Below are 15,939 nucleotides of genomic sequence, written 5' to 3' on the forward strand. Positions count from 1 at the left end.
GCTAAAGAACGGCGCTCAGGCGGTCTTCGGCGTTGTGGAATTTGTAGGGGCGGCAGCGTCAGCGGCCGGGTCTTGTGCATCCAGCACTTCAATGCTGATGCCCTTGGTTTCCGGTAGCAGCAACAAGGCCACCACGGAGATTGCATAAGCACACAGGCAAAAAAGGCCGATCGCTTGCGCCAGGCCGACATGCACCGAGAGCACACCGACGCCTGTGATCGCCGTGGCACCGACCGACTTGCCGACATTGTAGGAAAAGCCCATGCAGGTGGTGCGCACATGGGTGGGAAACAATTCACTGAGAAACGGCCCCAGCGCCGCGTACATGCCAATGGCGGCGAAGCCCACCAGGAAACCCATGACGTGGGTGACCAGTGGATTGAGCGGGATCATCATGTAGGTGACGGTCACGATCCACGACATCAGCGACAGCACGATCAGCGTCGGACGCCGTCCCAGTTTGTCCGCCAGATAAGCAGTACTGGCGAAACCGGCAAAGCAGCCCAGCGCCATGACCAGGATGGTAGCGATCAACGAACCGGACTCCACACCACGGTCCTTGAGCAACGACGGTATCCACACCAGAATCACGTAGCTGCCCGCTTGCAGACCGACCACCAGAATGCTCGATAGCATTGTCAGCCGCCGGTACTGCGGTTTGAACACGGTCGAGAAAGAGGCTTTGGGCGCCTTGCTTGCAACGGCCTGAACAAACGCATCGGAGTCTTTGACGTGACGGCGGATAAACAACACCATCAGTGCCGGGATGACCCCGAACCAGAACGCGACACGCCAAGCCAGTTCCGCCGGGAACTGGCTGAGGATGACGGTGATGATAATTACCGCGCCTGCCCAACCCAGTGCGAAGCCCGACTGCACAAAGCCCATCGCGCGACCGCGATTACTCGGGTTGATCACTTCAGCCATCAGCGCAGCACCTACCGCCCATTCACCGCCGAAGCCGAAACCTTGCAAGGTCCGGGCGATCAGCAACTGTTCGAAGTTTTGCGCGAAGCCGGCTACCACACCAAAAAAAGTGAACCAGAGAATCGAGAAGATCAGGATGCGCACACGACCGTGGCGGTCGCTGAGAATACCGGCGGCCCAACCGCCAATGGCCGCCGACAGCAATGCGGCAGTGCCGACCATGCCGGCTTCGGCCTTGGTCAGCCCCCACAGGGCAATGATCGTTGGCAGCAGAAAGCTGAACATCTGCATGTCGTAGGAATCCAGCGCCCAGCCGGAGTAGCAGGCCCAGAATGTCTTGCGTTCACGAGGCGAGCCTTTCCTGTACCAATCGAACATGATGACCTTCCTTATTGTTATTGGTGAACTGCTCATGGCCTCAGAGCAACGCCATGGGTGTTTCTGTTACCGATGCGCAATCCGCATTCGCAGCATGAGGGAGTTCGTTGCTTCTGCCCATTTGCCGTTGTGGAAGTCCCTCTTTCGCAATAGCTAAGACCATCTCATTCACGCAACCAACGGCGACAGCAACATGTCTTGAGTCATGCTCGCGACAAGCCGGCCATAACGCTGATAAATGTGGGTCGTGACCAAACCGCGACCGGCCAGGCTACGAACAGGCTCGCTCAGAAAAAGCAGCCAGTCGTTGGCATCGATTAACGAGCTGTGGAACCACAGACTGTGATTGAGCTGACTGACGCGGCCGTGCTGCCACGGATCAGGCATCGAAGGCGACGGCACCAGACATCGGTTGAGCCAGCAGTCGGACATATAGGCCAGCGCCGCAGGGTGCAGACAACCTTCGTTCGGCAGCGGCTGGTTCAAACGCACCCAGTAGCCGACCTCGGGCTGATCGTCTGGTCGCCCGCCCGCTCTTTCAGCGTGGATTGGCCGCACGTCAAGAACAGGCCGGTCAATTAAGCGCAAACGAAGAGCGTGGCCCTGATGCATCTGACTGGCGGCCGATTCGGCGAGAGTCGGCAGGCTTTCGGGTGTCGGCAGCAGGCGGTCCAAGTGATAGACCCTGCCACTGTCAGTGCTGGTTTTCTGGAATGACGCGTTGGCGCTCAACACCAGGCCGGTGCCCTGCACGCCATAGATATGCCGGTTGGAGAAGCATCGGCCGTCCTGCAGCAACTCCACGCTGTACTCAATGGTGTCCAGCGGGCTGGCATCATTGAGAAAGGTCATTTGCAACAGACTGGGGCTGCGCCCTTCCAAGCCTTGCGCCGCCGCCCAAAGCGTTTGGGCGATCAATTGTCCGCCATAGACATGTCCGTGGTTGTCGACGTCACTGGTATGGCTGCGGTATCGGTTTTGCCCATCCAGATCCAGCGCAAGCAATTCGGTCAGGTCCCGCTGATCCCAGTACTGTCCAGAGGTATGCAGCTCCATGACCGGCGCCTTATATCTTAGCCATTGATGCTAAGTTGAGGATGGAAAAGTCCAGTGGCACGGGTGTCAGCTCCTGCAGACGTTCGGCAGTGACATCGCCAATCAGCTCCAGCACCAACACACCGTCATCGGTCAGTTCCAGGGTGGCCATGTCGGTGTAGACCCGACTGACGCAGCCCAGCCCGGTCAATGGGTAGGTGCAGGCGGACAAAAACTTGCTCTGACCGTCCTTGCCCAGGTGATCCATCATCACAAAGATGCGCTTGGCGCCGATCGCCAGGTCCATCGCACCGCCTACTGCGGGAATGGCATCCTTAGCGCCGGTATGCCAGTTGGCCAGGTCGCCGTTGGCTGCGACCTGGAATGCGCCAAGGACGCAGATGTCCAGATGGCCCCCGCGCATCATCCCGAAGGAGTCGGCATGGTGAAAGAATGCGACGCCCGGTAGCGGCTGGATCGGCTCTTTGCCGGCGTTGATCATGTCCCAATCTTCCTGACCGGGAAGCGCGGCCACCCAGCGCCCCAGTACGCCGTTTTCACTGTGCAGGAAAATGTCCTTCTCCTGTGGCAGGTGGTTGGCCACCAGGGTTGGCAGGCCGATGCCCAGGTTGACGTAGGCGCCTTCAGGGATGTCGCGGGCGACGCGAGCCGCCATTGCGTTGCGAATGTTTTTGTCCATTTTTGTTCATCCCACCTGCTGCTGTGCCGGCGCAACATCGGTGCGCTGGACAATGTGTTTGACGAAGATACCGGGGGTGATTACCCGCTCCGGATCAAGCTCACCCAACTCCACCACGCGACCGACCGAAGCAATGGTGTTGTGCGCGGCCATGGCCATGATCGGGGCGAAATTGCGCGCGGTTTTGCGGTACACCAGGTTGCCCCAGCGATCGCCCTCCTCAGCATTGATCAAGGCGAAGTCAACGTGGATGGGGTATTCGAGCACGTAGTTGCGGCCGTCGATGGTGCGCGATTCCTTGCCTTTGGCCAACAAGGTGCCAAAGCCAGTCGGCGTGTAAAAACCACCGATGCCGCAGCCGGCGGCCCGCAGGCGCTCGGCCAAGTTGCCCTGAGGGACGATCTCCAGTTCGATTTTTCCGGCACGGTAGAGGGTCTCGAACACATGAGAACCGTTCATTCGCGGGTAGGAGCAAAGGATCCGGCGAACGCGGCCCGCCTTGAGCAGCGCGGCCAAACCGGTATCGCCCTGGCCGGCGTTGTTGCTGACCAGAGTCAGGTCGGTCGCGCCCTGAGCGATCAATGCCTGAATCAGGTCGTCGGGCATGCCAGCGCCGCCGAAGCCGCCCACGGCCACCACAGCCCCGTCGGGAATGTCCGCCAGCGCTTCAATGGCGCTAGGCAACAGCTTGTTGATCATCGCTATACATCCTTTCTCGTTCTTGGGGCCAGGCCGGAGTCTGGCAAGCAGTGCAAGGCGCTACCCCGCGTTTGAATCAGCTTGCCAGTGCGGCCCGAGGCCCACAATTTCGGACTTCGAAAGGGCGAATTAACGATCGATTAATGGCTGCCTGCGTAACATGCGCGAAACCCTGTAGAAGCTATCGAGTGCAACGAGGCTGCGATCTTTTGATTTTTAAAAACAAAATCAAAAGATCGCAGCCTGCGGCAGCTCCTACAGTGGATTTCTGCATCTATGGGGAGGCAATTCAGGCGGATCTAGACCGTGCGGTAACGCTCGATGAGCGCGTCGGCGAATTCGCGGGCGAAGGTCGAGAGGCCGTCGAAATCCTGGGAACAGAGCTGGAAGGTCCGCACCGCCCAGGGATCAAGCAACTGACAGGCACCGATACCCTGCCGCCCCTTGAGCCGGTCGTAACTGGCCTGAGGCACGATGGCAATACCGGCCCCTGCTTCGACCATACGGAAGATGGCGTCGGAACTGGCAACCTGTACCCGAATGGTCAGCGGCAGGTGCAACGCGGCGGCGGCGCGGCTGAGGAACACATTGATTGCGCTGCCCTCGAGCAACGATACAAAGGCGTATTGCAGGGTTTCCTTAAAAAACACATCACCGCGCAACAGAATTGGGTGATCCAGCGGCGCGATGACCATCAAACGGCTGGATACCAGCGGCACACTCTGCAAGCCGTCGGTGACCACGCTCCCGGACACGATGCCCAGATCGGTGCTGCCCTCGCGAACGGCACGCACGATGTCGTCACTGAGACGCTCGCGCATGTCGATGTGCACATCCGGATGACTGATCAGATACTCACCCACCACCGGCGGCAGGTATTCGGTAATCGCGGTGGTGTTGGCTTGCAGGCGCAACTGCCCCTTGAGGCCGTCGGTGTATTGCTGTAGATCGCCGGTGAGCATTTCCAGCTGGGATAGGATCACCCGCGCGTGCTGTAAATAGGTCTTGCCGGCGTTGGTCAGGGTCACACCCTGAGGCGAGCGCTCGAGCAAGCGCACGCCGAGGTTTTCTTCCAGGTTTTTGATACGGTTGCTTGTTGCGGGCACCGAAAGGAACGAGCGCTCGGAGCCGCGGGTAAGACTGCTGGTTTCCGCGATGTTGATGAACAGACGGAAATCGGTGATATCGAAATGCATCGCCATGGTCGGACGGTTCCTGCCAAGTGAGACTTACTGTACTCACAGTACATTGAGTCTGCCTAGTGGCATTCAACATAGCCACGACCGGCGCGGTCGCGGCTACTTTACAAGCACGGCAAACTACAAGCACGGCAAACAAGCCGGTATCAAACCCAGTGCGACGGCTCGAACACGAAGCCGTTGCCCTGGCGACGGATGAAACCGCAATGCGGCTCACCAAAGTGCACCGGCATGATCAGCGCTTCGCGGTCGGCCGCGTTATTGAGAAATTCCAGACGGGTGCGGCGAGCGATGTCTTCCCAGATGCAGTAACCGGAGTTGATGTCCGGGCGCACGATCTGGATCGGGCTGTGCAGGATGTCGCCACAGAAAATACCTTCTTGCCCTTGAGATCGCACACGGAAAGCCACCTGACCAGGACTGTGCCCCGGCGCAGCTTCGACCACCAGGCAATCGGCGATTTCTTCACCTGGCAACATCATTTCTGCAAGGCCTTCGTTGACGATCGGCATCACGCTGTCGAAAAACGACTCTCCGAACACGTCAATCACGCCGGCTTCCTTGTTCTTGCCCTGGTGACAGAAATCGAAGTCGTCCTTGGGCAGGTAGTAACGCGCATTGGGGAACGTCGGCACCCAGCGGCCGTCCTGCCAGGTGGTGTTCCAGCCCACATGGTCGGAGTGAAGGTGGGTGATGACCACGTGTGTGACTTTCTCGGGCGGTGCGCCAGCGGCGATCATCCACTCCTTGACCAGGGTGTTGAGCATGTTCATGCGCGCAATGCCCGGCCGCGGCTTAAAGTTACCGACGCCGGTGTCGATCACAATGATGTTGCTGCCCACGTGCACGATCCAGAACTGGATAGTGACCAGCAACTTGTTCATGTGCTCGATCCAGTGATTTGGCGCCATCAGGTCACGGTGCTGTTGCAGTACACCCTCCTCCATGCCCGGAAACAGGAACGCGGGATCATGGGTCGGGCCCGCGTATTCAAGAATACGGGTAACTTTAATGTCTCCGATCATGCGGGACTGCATCATGGCTTTGTACCTCAACGGTTTTTGTTAGTTCGCGGCTGTGCCGCTGGTTTTTCCGGATTATCCGTTGCCGGTACCGACTGCGCAGTTGATATCTCGTTAACAGCACCTTAAGAAGCGCTTAAGGCGAGTGTACAGCCGCGCAAACGGCATCGGTCGATCAAACGCGCTCGAACAACGCCGCCAGTCCCTGGCCGCCACCGATGCACATGGTTTCCAAGCCATAGCGTGCCTCGCGCCGACGCATTTCGTGCAACAGCGTGGTCATAATGCGCACACCCGTGGCCCCAATGGGGTGGCCCAACGAAATCCCCGAACCGTTGACGTTCACCCGGGACAAGTCGTCCAGGCCCCAGGCCTTGAGCACCGCCAGGGCCTGGGCAGCGAAGGCTTCGTTGAGCTCGATCAAGTCCAGTTCGGCCAGGCTCAACCCGGTTCGCATCAACAGCTTTTGCGTGGCAGGTACTGGCCCGATGCCCATACGCGAGGGTTCGCAACCCGCGGCGGCCCAGTCCACCAGACGCGCCATTGGCGTCAATCCGTGACGCGCGGCGTACTCCGGCGACACCACCAGACAGCCCGCTGCCGCGTCGTTCTGCTGGCTGGAATTGCCCGCCGTGCACACGCCTTCGGGGCGAATGAGGCGGAGGGCCTTCATGCTTTCGAGGCTGGCGTCCTCACGAATGCCCTCGTCTATTGTTACCCGCGTGACGGCGCCGCGCTTGCCGGGCACATCTACCGCGACCACTTCATCGGCGAAGCGCCCTTCTCGCCAGGCAGCCGCGGCATTCTGGTGGCTGCGCACGGAGAAGCTATCCGCTTCCTCGCGGCTAATGCCATAGTCCAGGGCCAGGTTATCGGCGGTTTCCGGCATCCCGGAAATGTGCCCGAATCGCTCGGAAGGCTGCGAACGCTCGCGACCGCGCTCCAGGCGGTCATGAAAGCGCACGCTGCCAGCTCGCGCGCCCCAGCGCATGTCGGTGCTGTAGTACTCAATGTTGCTCATGCTCTCTACACCAACCACCAGCACCGCTTCGGCATTGCCAGTTTTGACCATCATGGAAGCATCGATCACCGCCTGCAGGCCCGAGCCGCAACGACGATCCAGCGTGTAGCCCGGCACCTCAACAGGTAGGCCCGCGGACAACGCAGCGTATCGACCGATGCACGGTGCCTCACTGGAGGCGTAGGACTGTGCGACGATCACCTCGTCCAGTGAGTGTCCCGGCACTCCCGTGCGCGCCATCACCTGGCTAATCATGAACGAGGCCAAATGCTCGGCTGTGAGCGGAGCCAGCGCGCCGCCAAACTTGCCGATGGGTGTGCGAAGGGGCGAAACGATCAGCGCGTTTTTCATTGCAGCTCAACCTCAATGGGGGCAATGCGCACAGCATGGGCGGTCAACGAACGCGCCGGCAATTTTGCATCGCGAAAGCCCGCGTTTCGCCTGGCTTAAGCTCCTGAGTTGTGCCTGTGATCCAGCGGATGCGTTTGCCTTGCCGCTCAAACCCTCACCGCTAAAACCCTCACCGCTAAAACTGAATGGCCTACCTCCTTAGCCATTAGTTGACCCCCTCTTCCGCAAAAGCTAATTCCCCCTCTCGCCACGCTCCTAGCATCATGCATCGCACAACATCAGCGGATGCCAGACATGCTCAGTTTCGATCCATCCCAATGGCTGGGACGTACCCAGGAAGCCCACGACCAGTTCAGCCGTAACCTGATCCAGCGCATTGCCGCGACTTTCAACGTGAATGTTCCTGGTCAGGGTGAAGAACTTCCGTGGCTCTGGCACTGGTGCTTCTTTACGGAGCCAGCCGACAGCAGCGATCTGGGTACGGACGGGCACCCGGCACTCGGCACTTTCATGCCGCCGGCTCATGGTCGCAACCGGATGTGGGCTGGCGGGCGCCTGGATTTCATCGAGCCGTTGCGCGTGGGGTTGCAAGCCACCCGCAAGACCCGGATCGAAAAGATCGCGGAAAAGACCGGTCACACGGGCTCGCTGCTGTTCGTGACACTCAAGCATGAGTATTGGCAGGACGGCCAGCTATGCATCTCGGAAGAACAAGACATTGTCTACCGCGAGCCTAGCCCACCCAAGCTGGGGCAAGGTGAGCCAGTGCCTGAATCCGAGTGGAGGGAGAACTTTAGCCCCACTCCGGTGTTGCTGTTCCGCTATTCCGCATTGACCTTCAATGCCCACCGCATTCACTTCGACTGGCCCTACGTCACAGAGACCGAAGGCTACCCCAACTTGGTAGTTCATGGCCCATTGACCGCCACCCTGAGCATGACTGCTTTCGTGCGCGCCAATCCCCTGGCCCGCGTGCGCCGCTTTAGTTTCCGCGGGCTGCGTCCGCTGATTGCCCCGGACGACTTCCAACTCGGTGGACGACACACGGGTTCCGGCACCGCCGAACTGTGGGCAAGCAATGCGAGCGGCCTTTGCCAGCAAGCCGAAGTGCATTTCGACTGACTCTATAAAAAATGCGCCCGCCTTGGTCGCGGACGCCCAATTCGAGGAACGCTCCATGAGCCACCGTAACAGCGAAGACATCAAATCCATCCGTGAAGGCGTCCGCGCCCTGTGTGCCGAGTTCGACGCTGCCTACTGGCGCAAGATCGATGAAGAAAAAGGTTTTCCTGAAGCCTTCGTCAGCGCCATGACCCAGGCCGGGTGGTTGTCGGCAATGATCCCCGAAGAGTACGGCGGTTCCGGCCTGGGCCTGGCCGAAGCCTCGGTGATCCTGGAAGAAGTGAATTACTGTGGCGGCAACTCCGGCACCATTCACGGCCAGATGTACAACATGTTTACGCTGCTACGTCATGGCAGCGACGCGCAGAAGACCTACTACCTGCCGAAACTGGCCAGTGGCGAACTGCGCCTGCAATCGATGGGTGTGACCGAGCCTACCACTGGTACCGACACCACCAAGATCAAGACCACCGCCGTGCGCAGGGGCGACAAGTACGTGATCAACGGCCAGAAGGTGTGGATCTCGCGTATCCAACATTCCGACCTGATGATCCTCCTCGCCCGCACCACACCGCTAGCGGAGGTGAAGAAGAAGTCTGAAGGCATGTCGATTTTCCTCGTCGATCTGCGCGAGACCATCGGCAAGGGCCTGACCGTGCAGCCGATTGCCAACATGGTCAATCACGAAACCAACGAATTGTTCTTTGACAACCTTGAGTTGCCGGCCGACAGCCTGATCGGTGAAGAAGGCAAAGGCTTCCGCTACATCCTTGATGGCCTCAATGCAGAGCGTACCCTGATCGCTGCCGAGTGCATCGGCGATGGACGCTGGTTCACCGAGAAATCCAGCGCCTATGCCCGCGACCGTGTGGTATTCGGCCGTCCGATCGGACAAAACCAGGGCGTGCAGTTCCCGATCGCGGAAGCCCACATCGAAATCGAAGCGGCTGACCTGATGCGTTGGCGCGCCTGCGAAGAATACGACAGCGGAATCAACGCCGGCGCAAGCGCCAACATGGCCAAGTACCTCGCAGCCAAGGCGTCCTGGGAAGCGGCTAATGCTTGCTTGCAAACCCACGGTGGCTTCGGTTTCGCCTGCGAGTACGACGTAGAGCGAAAATTCCGCGAAACCCGTCTGTACCAGGTTGCACCGATCTCAACCAACCTGATCCTGTCGTACGTGGCCGAGCATCTGCTCGAGTTGCCCCGCTCGTTCTGAGGGAAGATGCCGATGCATAACCCAACATTGCGTTCTGCCCTCTTCGTTCCGGGGAATCGCCCGGAGCGCTTTACGAAGGCGCTGATCAGCGGCGCAGATATCGTTATCGTTGATTTCGAAGACGCGGTCGAAGAAGAACAAAAAGCCAAGGCGCGCGCCAACCTGAGCGCGTTCCTTGACACCAACACCACTGCCCGCGTCTGGGTTCGGGTAAATATGGCCGGCCATGCCGAACATCAAGCCGACCTGGAAATGTGTTGTCACCCAGGCGTCGAAGGCATCTTTTTACCCAAGGCTGAAACGGCGGAGCAACTGCTGCGGGTATCTGCGACGGGCAAGATGATGATTCCTATCGTTGAGAGTGCCCTGGGCCTTGATGCGCTACCGGCTATGGCACGCGTACCCGGTGTCGTGCGCCTGACCTACGGCCGATTGGACCTTGGGCTGGATCTGGGCCTGGACGTGACCAGCTATGGCGCAGAACGCATGTTCGATCAAGTTCGGTACTCCTTGCTGTTGCAGACTCGTCTGTCCGGCCTGGCCGCTCCGCTGGAAAGCGTGTTCTCGAACATCGAAGACAGCGAGCGTCTGCAACATTACGCCCGCACCGCTGGCAATATGGGCTTCGCCGGGATGCTGTGTATTCATCCGAAACAGGTTGCCGTGGTTCACACCGCCCTGGCACCGACGGAGGAAGAACTGGTTTGGGCCCGCCACGTCCTCGATGCGGCCGATGGCCGAGGCGCCTTCAGACTCGATGGCGAAATGATCGATGCCCCGGTGATGGCGCGCGCTAGGCAATTTCTGTCCCTGAGTGCATGGACCACACCGACGAAGCCTGACGCTGATCGCTGATACGTCCGAATACACCCGATTTAAAAGACACCCATAAAGAGTTGCCTCCGCCGGTACGCCCACGACGCCCACCGGCGGCGGTAACTCAGGAGGTATTCACGCGGTCTGTGAGCCCAGCAACGCGGGCTCCATGGCCGACACCGATATCGCCCACTGATACTGCGCATGAAATTTGTTTGGAGGCCCCCTGCTATGAGAGTTTTGGTATCGATCAAGCGTGTGGTCGACTATAACGTCAAGATCCGCGTGAAAGCGGACAACTCCGGCGTCGACCTCGCCAACGTCAAGATGTCGATGAACCCGTTCTGCGAAATCGCAGTGGAAGAAGCCGTACGCCTGAAGGAGAAAGGTGTTGCGACTGAAATCGTCGTCGTTTCCGTCGGCCCGTCCACCGCTCAAGAGCAACTGCGCACCGCGCTGGCTCTGGGTGCCGACCGCGCCATCCTCGTCGAATCCGCTGAAGATCTGACTTCCCTGGCCGTTGCCAAGCTGCTCAAAGCTGTTGTCGACAAGGAACAGCCTCAGCTGGTAATCCTTGGCAAACAAGCCATCGACAGCGACAACAACCAGACTGGCCAGATGCTCGCTGCACTGAGCGGTTACGGTCAGGGCACCTTCGCTTCGAAAGTCGAAGTGTCCGGCGACAGCGTTGCCGTGACCCGCGAAATCGACGGCGGCGCACAGACCGTTTCCCTGAAACTGCCGGCCATCGTCACCACCGACCTGCGTTTGAACGAGCCGCGTTATGCGTCCCTGCCAAACATCATGAAAGCCAAGAAGAAGCCTCTCGAAGTGCTGACTCCGGACGCTTTGGGCGTTTCCACCGCCTCCACCAACAAGACCGTGAAAGTCGAAGCGCCTGCTGCACGCAGCGCGGGTATCAAGGTCAAGTCGGTGGCTGAACTGGTCGAGAAACTGAAAAACGAAGCGAAGGTAATCTAATCATGACTATCTTGGTAATCGCTGAACACGACAACAAGGTAGTGGCTCCGGCCACCCTGAACACCGTGGCTGCCGCTGCCAAAATCGGCGGCGACATCCACGTTCTGGTCGCTGGCCAGGGCGCTGGCGCCGTGGCTGAAGCCGCTGCGAAAATCGCTGGCGTGGCCAAAGTGCTGGTGGCCGACAACGCTGCCTACGCTCACCAGTTGCCGGAAAACGTAGCGCCGCTGGTAGCCGAGCTGGGCGCTGGCTACAGCCACATCCTGGCTGCCGCGACTTCCAACGGCAAAAACATCCTGCCGCGCGTTGCCGCTCAGCTGGAAGTTGACCAGATCTCCGAGATCATCTCGGTGGAAAGCGCTGATACCTTCAAGCGCCCGATCTACGCCGGTAACGCCATCGCTACCGTTCAGTCGAACGCTGCGGTCAAAGTGATCACCGTGCGTGCCACCGGTTTCGACCCGGTGGCTGCTGAAGGTGGTTCGGCTGCTGTTGAAGCGGTTGCTGCTGCGCACAACGCTGGCACCTCGAGCTTCGTTGGCGAAGAACTGGCCAAGTCCGATCGTCCTGAACTGACCGCTGCCAAGATCGTCGTTTCCGGCGGCCGCGGCATGCAGAACGGCGACAACTTCAAACACCTGTACGCCCTGGCCGACAAGCTGGGCGCTGCCGTCGGTGCTTCGCGCGCCGCGGTCGACGCAGGTTTCGTACCCAACGACATGCAGGTCGGTCAGACCGGCAAGATCGTTGCTCCACAGCTGTACATCGCGGTCGGTATCTCCGGCGCGATCCAGCACCTGGCCGGCATGAAAGACTCCAAAGTGATCGTGGCGATCAACAAGGACGAAGAAGCGCCGATCTTCCAGGTGGCCGATTACGGGCTGGTGACTGATCTGTTTGAAGCTGTGCCCGAAATGGTTTCGCTGGTTTAAATATCAGGAATGACCAGAGGGTTGAATCGGGCCTCTTAATATATATAACAAAAGCAAATAGTATCAATGCGTACAATTCGCTTTTATTATTTATGCGGCGGCGCGAGGATTATTCCCCCCATAAAAATGAGTTAAATCCTCGTTGTATGTTGAGGTTCGTTTAAGTGGAAAACCGTTCGCCGGTCCGATTGCAGGGATCATGTGGCAGATGCTGGAGGACAATGGTGTTACCCACTTAACCGTTTTTCAGCTTCGCGAGTCTTTAATGGAACCTCAATCCGCTGCCCCTTAATTCGAGATCAATAAAATGGCCAAGGCTGCCGATGTCGTTGTGCAATGTCTGGAAAATGAAGGTGTCGAGTTTGTATTCGGCATTCCTGGCGAGGAAAATCTCGATCTGCTTGAGTCCCTGCGAAAATCGAAAATCAAGCTGGTACTGACTCGCCACGAACAGTCCGCCGGCTTCATGGCTGCCACCTATGGAAGGCTGACAGGCAAGACTGGTGTGAGTCTGTCGACTCTTGGTCCAGGGGCCACCAACCTGGTCACCGCCGGAGCCTACGCCTACCTGGGCGGCATGCCGATGCTAATGATCACCGGCCAGAAACCGATCAAAAAGTCCAAACAGGGTCGCTTCCAGATCCTCGATGTGGTCGGCATGATGCAGCCACTGACCAAGTACACCCACCAGCTCGCTTCTGCCGACAACATTCCGTCCCGTGTACGCGAAGCGTTTCGCTTGGCGGAGGAAGAAAAGCCCGGTGCCGTGCACCTGGAGTTGCCAGAAGACATCGCCGCCGAGCAGACGGATAGCCTGCCTGTCCCGCCGAGCTTGCATCGACGCCCTTTGGCCGAGCACAAATCCATCGAAGCAGCCGTTCAGAAACTGCAGGCGGCCCGTAGCCCGATTCTGGTTATCGGTGCAGGTGCCAATCGCAAGATGACGGCCAAGGTGCTCAAGCAATTGATTGACAGCACCGGCATCCCCTTTGTCACCACGCAAATGGGCAAGGGCGTGGTGGATGAGCGTCATCCACGCTTTCTCGGCAACGCTGCCCTTTCCGCTGGAGACTTCGTGCACCGCGCTGTCGAAGCCGCCGATCTGATCGTCAATATCGGCCACGATGTCATTGAAAAGCCGCCATTTTTCATGGTCCGTGGCGGTACCGAAGTGATCCACATCAACTTCCGTTCTGCCGAAGTCGATCCTGTGTACTTCCCGCAAATCGAGGTGGTGGGCGACATTGCCAACGCCGTGTGGCAGATCGGTGAAGCGCTGCAGATCCAGACTCATTGGGATTTCAGTCGCCTCATGGCGATCCGCGAAGCCAACGAAGCACAGATCATCGAGGGCGCGGACGACAAGCGTTTCCCGATTTACCCGCAGCGTTTCGTTGCTGACGTGCGTCGCGCCTTACCGTCAGAAGGCATCGTCGCCCTGGACAATGGCATCTACAAGATCTGGTTCGCGCGTAACTACAAGGCCCACAAGCCCAATACCGTGCTGCTGGACAACGCCCTGGCGACCATGGGCGCGGGCCTGCCGTCGGCCATGGCCTCGCATCTTGTCTACCCGGACCGCCCGGTAGTCGCCGTGTGCGGTGACGGTGGTTTCATGATGAATAGCCAGGAACTGGAAACGGCCGTGCGTTTGAAGATGAACCTCACGGTCATCATCCTGCGCGACGACGGCTACGGCATGATCCGCTGGAAGCAGTCGAACATGGGCTTCACCGACTTCGGTCTGGACTATGGCAACCCGGACTTTGTCATGTATGCACAAAGCTATGGCGCTAAAGGCCACCGGGTAGAAAGCGCCGAAGGCTTCCTTCCACTGCTGGAGAGCTGCATCAGTGAGCCGGGTGTGCACGTGATCGATTGCCCCGTGGACTACTCGGAGAATGATTTCATTCTCAACAGCGAACTCAAGAGAAGAAGCGCGTTGGTCTGATCCTTCTATCATCATTCAATCTCAGGGGCGGTGCCGCGATGCCGTGCCGCCCGCGTTCAATGACAACACTGGAGTTCATGATGCAGCTTAAAGACACCCAGTTGTTCCGCCAGCAAGCCTTCATCGATGGCGCTTGGGTCGATGCGGACAATGGTCAGACGATCAAGGTCAACAACCCGGCAACGGGCGAAATTCTGGGCACCGTGCCGAAAATGGGCGCTGCCGAAACCCGCCGTGCGATCGAAGCCGCTGACAAGGCGCTGCCGGCCTGGCGTGCACTGACCGCCAAAGAACGTGCGGGCAAACTGCGTCGCTGGTTCGAATTGATCATCGAGAACCAGGACGACCTGGCTCGCCTGATGACCCTGGAACAAGGCAAGCCATTGGCCGAAGCCAAGGGTGAAATCGTTTACGCCGCTTCCTTCATCGAGTGGTTCGCTGAAGAAGCCAAGCGCATCTACGGTGACGTGATTCCGGGCCACCAGCCAGACAAGCGCCTGATCGTGATCAAGCAGCCGATCGGCGTGACCGCTGCCATCACCCCGTGGAACTTCCCGGCCGCGATGATCACCCGTAAAGCCGGCCCGGCCCTGGCCGCCGGTTGCACCATGGTACTCAAGCCTGCTTCGCAAACTCCGTTTTCCGCTTTCGCCCTGGCCGAACTGGCCCAGCGTGCCGGCATTCCTGCTGGTGTGTTCAGCGTTGTTTCCGGCAGTGCCGGCGACATCGGCAGCGAGCTGACCAGCAACCCGATCGTACGCAAACTGTCCTTCACCGGTTCGACCGAGATCGGTCGTCAACTGATGTCGGAATGCGCCAAGGACATCAAGAAAGTGTCCCTGGAACTGGGCGGTAACGCGCCGTTCATCGTGTTCGACGACGCGGACCTGGATAAGGCCGTCGAAGGCGCGATCATTTCCAAATACCGCAACAACGGCCAGACCTGCGTCTGCGCGAACCGTCTGTACATTCAGGATTCGGTCTACGACGCATTCGCCGAGAAGCTGAAAGTGGCAGTCGCCAAGCTGAAGATCGGCAACGGTCTGGAAGCCGGCACCACCACCGGTCCGCTGATCGACGAAAAAGCGGTCGCCAAAGTTCAAGAGCACATCGCTGACGCCGTTGACAAAGGCGCCACCGTGCTGTCCGGCGGCAAGCCGATGGAAGGTAACTTCTTCGAGCCGACCATCCTGACCAACGTGCCGAACAACGCTGCCGTCGCCAAGGAAGAAACCTTCGGCCCATTGGCGCCGCTGTTCCGTTTCAAAGATGAAGCCGATGTGATCGCGATGTCGAACGACACCGAGTTCGGTCTGGCCTCGTACTTCTACGCTCGCGACCTGGGCCGTGTGTTCCGTGTGGCCGAAGCCCTGGAATACGGCATGGTCGGCGTCAACACCGGGTTGATCTCCAACGAAGTCGCGCCGTTCGGCGGCATCAAGGCGTCGGGCCTGGGGCGTGAAGGCTCCAAGTACGGCATCGAAGATTACCTGGAAATCAAATACCTCTGCCTGAGCCTGTAACACGCGACCGAATCAGCTCTTTCAATGATGGAAGGGCTGATTAAGTTATTCAAAACTGCCAAG

At 59.0% G+C, this 15,939-nt stretch carries 14 protein-coding genes; 7 read left to right on the plus strand and 7 right to left on the minus strand.

All coding sequences use genetic code 11. The annotated features are described in order from the left end of the window. Positions 1 to 15 precede the first annotated feature (15 nt). From KHO07_RS14010 to KHO07_RS14040, 7 genes are all read right to left on the minus strand, one after another. Positions 16 to 1,305 carry an MFS transporter gene (locus tag KHO07_RS14010; protein ID WP_075944523.1) on the minus strand — a complete coding sequence of 430 codons (1,290 nt, stop codon included), beginning with the start codon at positions 1,303 to 1,305 and terminating at the stop codon, positions 16 to 18. 168 nt (positions 1,306 to 1,473) lie between these two features. Further along, the gene (locus KHO07_RS14015) at positions 1,474 to 2,361 is read right to left on the minus strand and encodes an acyl-CoA thioesterase domain-containing protein (protein WP_075944522.1); all 888 of its coding nucleotides are present in this window, start codon (positions 2,359 to 2,361) and stop codon (positions 1,474 to 1,476) included. Between the two features lie 10 nt (positions 2,362 to 2,371). Further along, entirely contained in the window at positions 2,372 to 3,040 is a 669-nt protein-coding gene (locus KHO07_RS14020) for a 3-oxoacid CoA-transferase subunit B (protein WP_075944521.1), read from the minus strand. 6 nt (positions 3,041 to 3,046) lie between these two features. Further along, on the minus strand, positions 3,047 to 3,739 hold the full coding sequence (locus tag KHO07_RS14025; protein ID WP_085702103.1) for a 3-oxoacid CoA-transferase subunit A: 693 nt from the start codon (positions 3,737 to 3,739) through the stop codon (positions 3,047 to 3,049). A gap of 299 nt (positions 3,740 to 4,038) precedes the next feature. Continuing rightward, positions 4,039 to 4,941, minus strand: a complete 903-nt coding sequence (locus KHO07_RS14030; protein ID WP_075944519.1) for a LysR substrate-binding domain-containing protein — start codon at positions 4,939 to 4,941, stop codon at positions 4,039 to 4,041. Between the two features lie 143 nt (positions 4,942 to 5,084). Then, a complete protein-coding gene (locus tag KHO07_RS14035) occupies positions 5,085 to 5,978 on the minus strand; it encodes an MBL fold metallo-hydrolase (protein ID WP_075944518.1) in 894 nt (297 codons plus the stop codon). Positions 5,979 to 6,135: 157 nt separating this feature from the next. Then, complete coding sequence (locus KHO07_RS14040; protein WP_090321802.1) at positions 6,136 to 7,332, minus strand: acetyl-CoA C-acetyltransferase; 1,197 nt, start codon at positions 7,330 to 7,332, stop codon at positions 6,136 to 6,138. Between the two features lie 294 nt (positions 7,333 to 7,626). Between KHO07_RS14040 and KHO07_RS14045 the strand changes: the two genes are divergently transcribed. From KHO07_RS14045 to gabD, 7 genes are all read left to right on the plus strand, one after another. Then, positions 7,627 to 8,454 (plus strand): MaoC family dehydratase N-terminal domain-containing protein, encoded by an 828-nt coding sequence (locus KHO07_RS14045; protein ID WP_212627521.1) that lies wholly within the window; start codon positions 7,627 to 7,629, stop codon positions 8,452 to 8,454. 55 nt (positions 8,455 to 8,509) lie between these two features. Next, on the plus strand, positions 8,510 to 9,673 hold the full coding sequence (locus tag KHO07_RS14050; protein WP_075944515.1) for an acyl-CoA dehydrogenase family protein: 1,164 nt from the start codon (positions 8,510 to 8,512) through the stop codon (positions 9,671 to 9,673). 12 nt (positions 9,674 to 9,685) lie between these two features. Beyond that, positions 9,686 to 10,528 carry a CoA ester lyase gene (locus KHO07_RS14055; RefSeq protein WP_075944514.1) on the plus strand — a complete coding sequence of 281 codons (843 nt, stop codon included), beginning with the start codon at positions 9,686 to 9,688 and terminating at the stop codon, positions 10,526 to 10,528. A gap of 192 nt (positions 10,529 to 10,720) precedes the next feature. Next, a complete protein-coding gene (locus KHO07_RS14060) occupies positions 10,721 to 11,470 on the plus strand; it encodes an electron transfer flavoprotein subunit beta/FixA family protein (RefSeq protein WP_075944513.1) in 750 nt (249 codons plus the stop codon). 2 nt (positions 11,471 to 11,472) lie between these two features. Continuing rightward, positions 11,473 to 12,402, plus strand: coding sequence for an FAD-binding protein (locus KHO07_RS14065; RefSeq protein ID WP_075944512.1), 930 nt, complete (start codon positions 11,473 to 11,475; stop codon positions 12,400 to 12,402). A 307-nt stretch (positions 12,403 to 12,709) separates the two neighbouring features. Then, positions 12,710 to 14,353, plus strand: a complete 1,644-nt coding sequence (locus KHO07_RS14070; protein ID WP_075944511.1) for an acetolactate synthase large subunit — start codon at positions 12,710 to 12,712, stop codon at positions 14,351 to 14,353. A gap of 80 nt (positions 14,354 to 14,433) precedes the next feature. Further along, positions 14,434 to 15,876 carry an NADP-dependent succinate-semialdehyde dehydrogenase gene (gene gabD, locus KHO07_RS14075; RefSeq protein ID WP_212627522.1) on the plus strand — a complete coding sequence of 481 codons (1,443 nt, stop codon included), beginning with the start codon at positions 14,434 to 14,436 and terminating at the stop codon, positions 15,874 to 15,876. The last annotated feature ends 63 nt before the right edge of the window (positions 15,877 to 15,939 follow it).

Origin of the sequence: Pseudomonas sp. PP3 (assembly GCF_905336995.1) — a bacterium.
Taxonomy (GTDB): domain Bacteria; phylum Pseudomonadota; class Gammaproteobacteria; order Pseudomonadales; family Pseudomonadaceae; genus Aquipseudomonas; species Aquipseudomonas reinekei.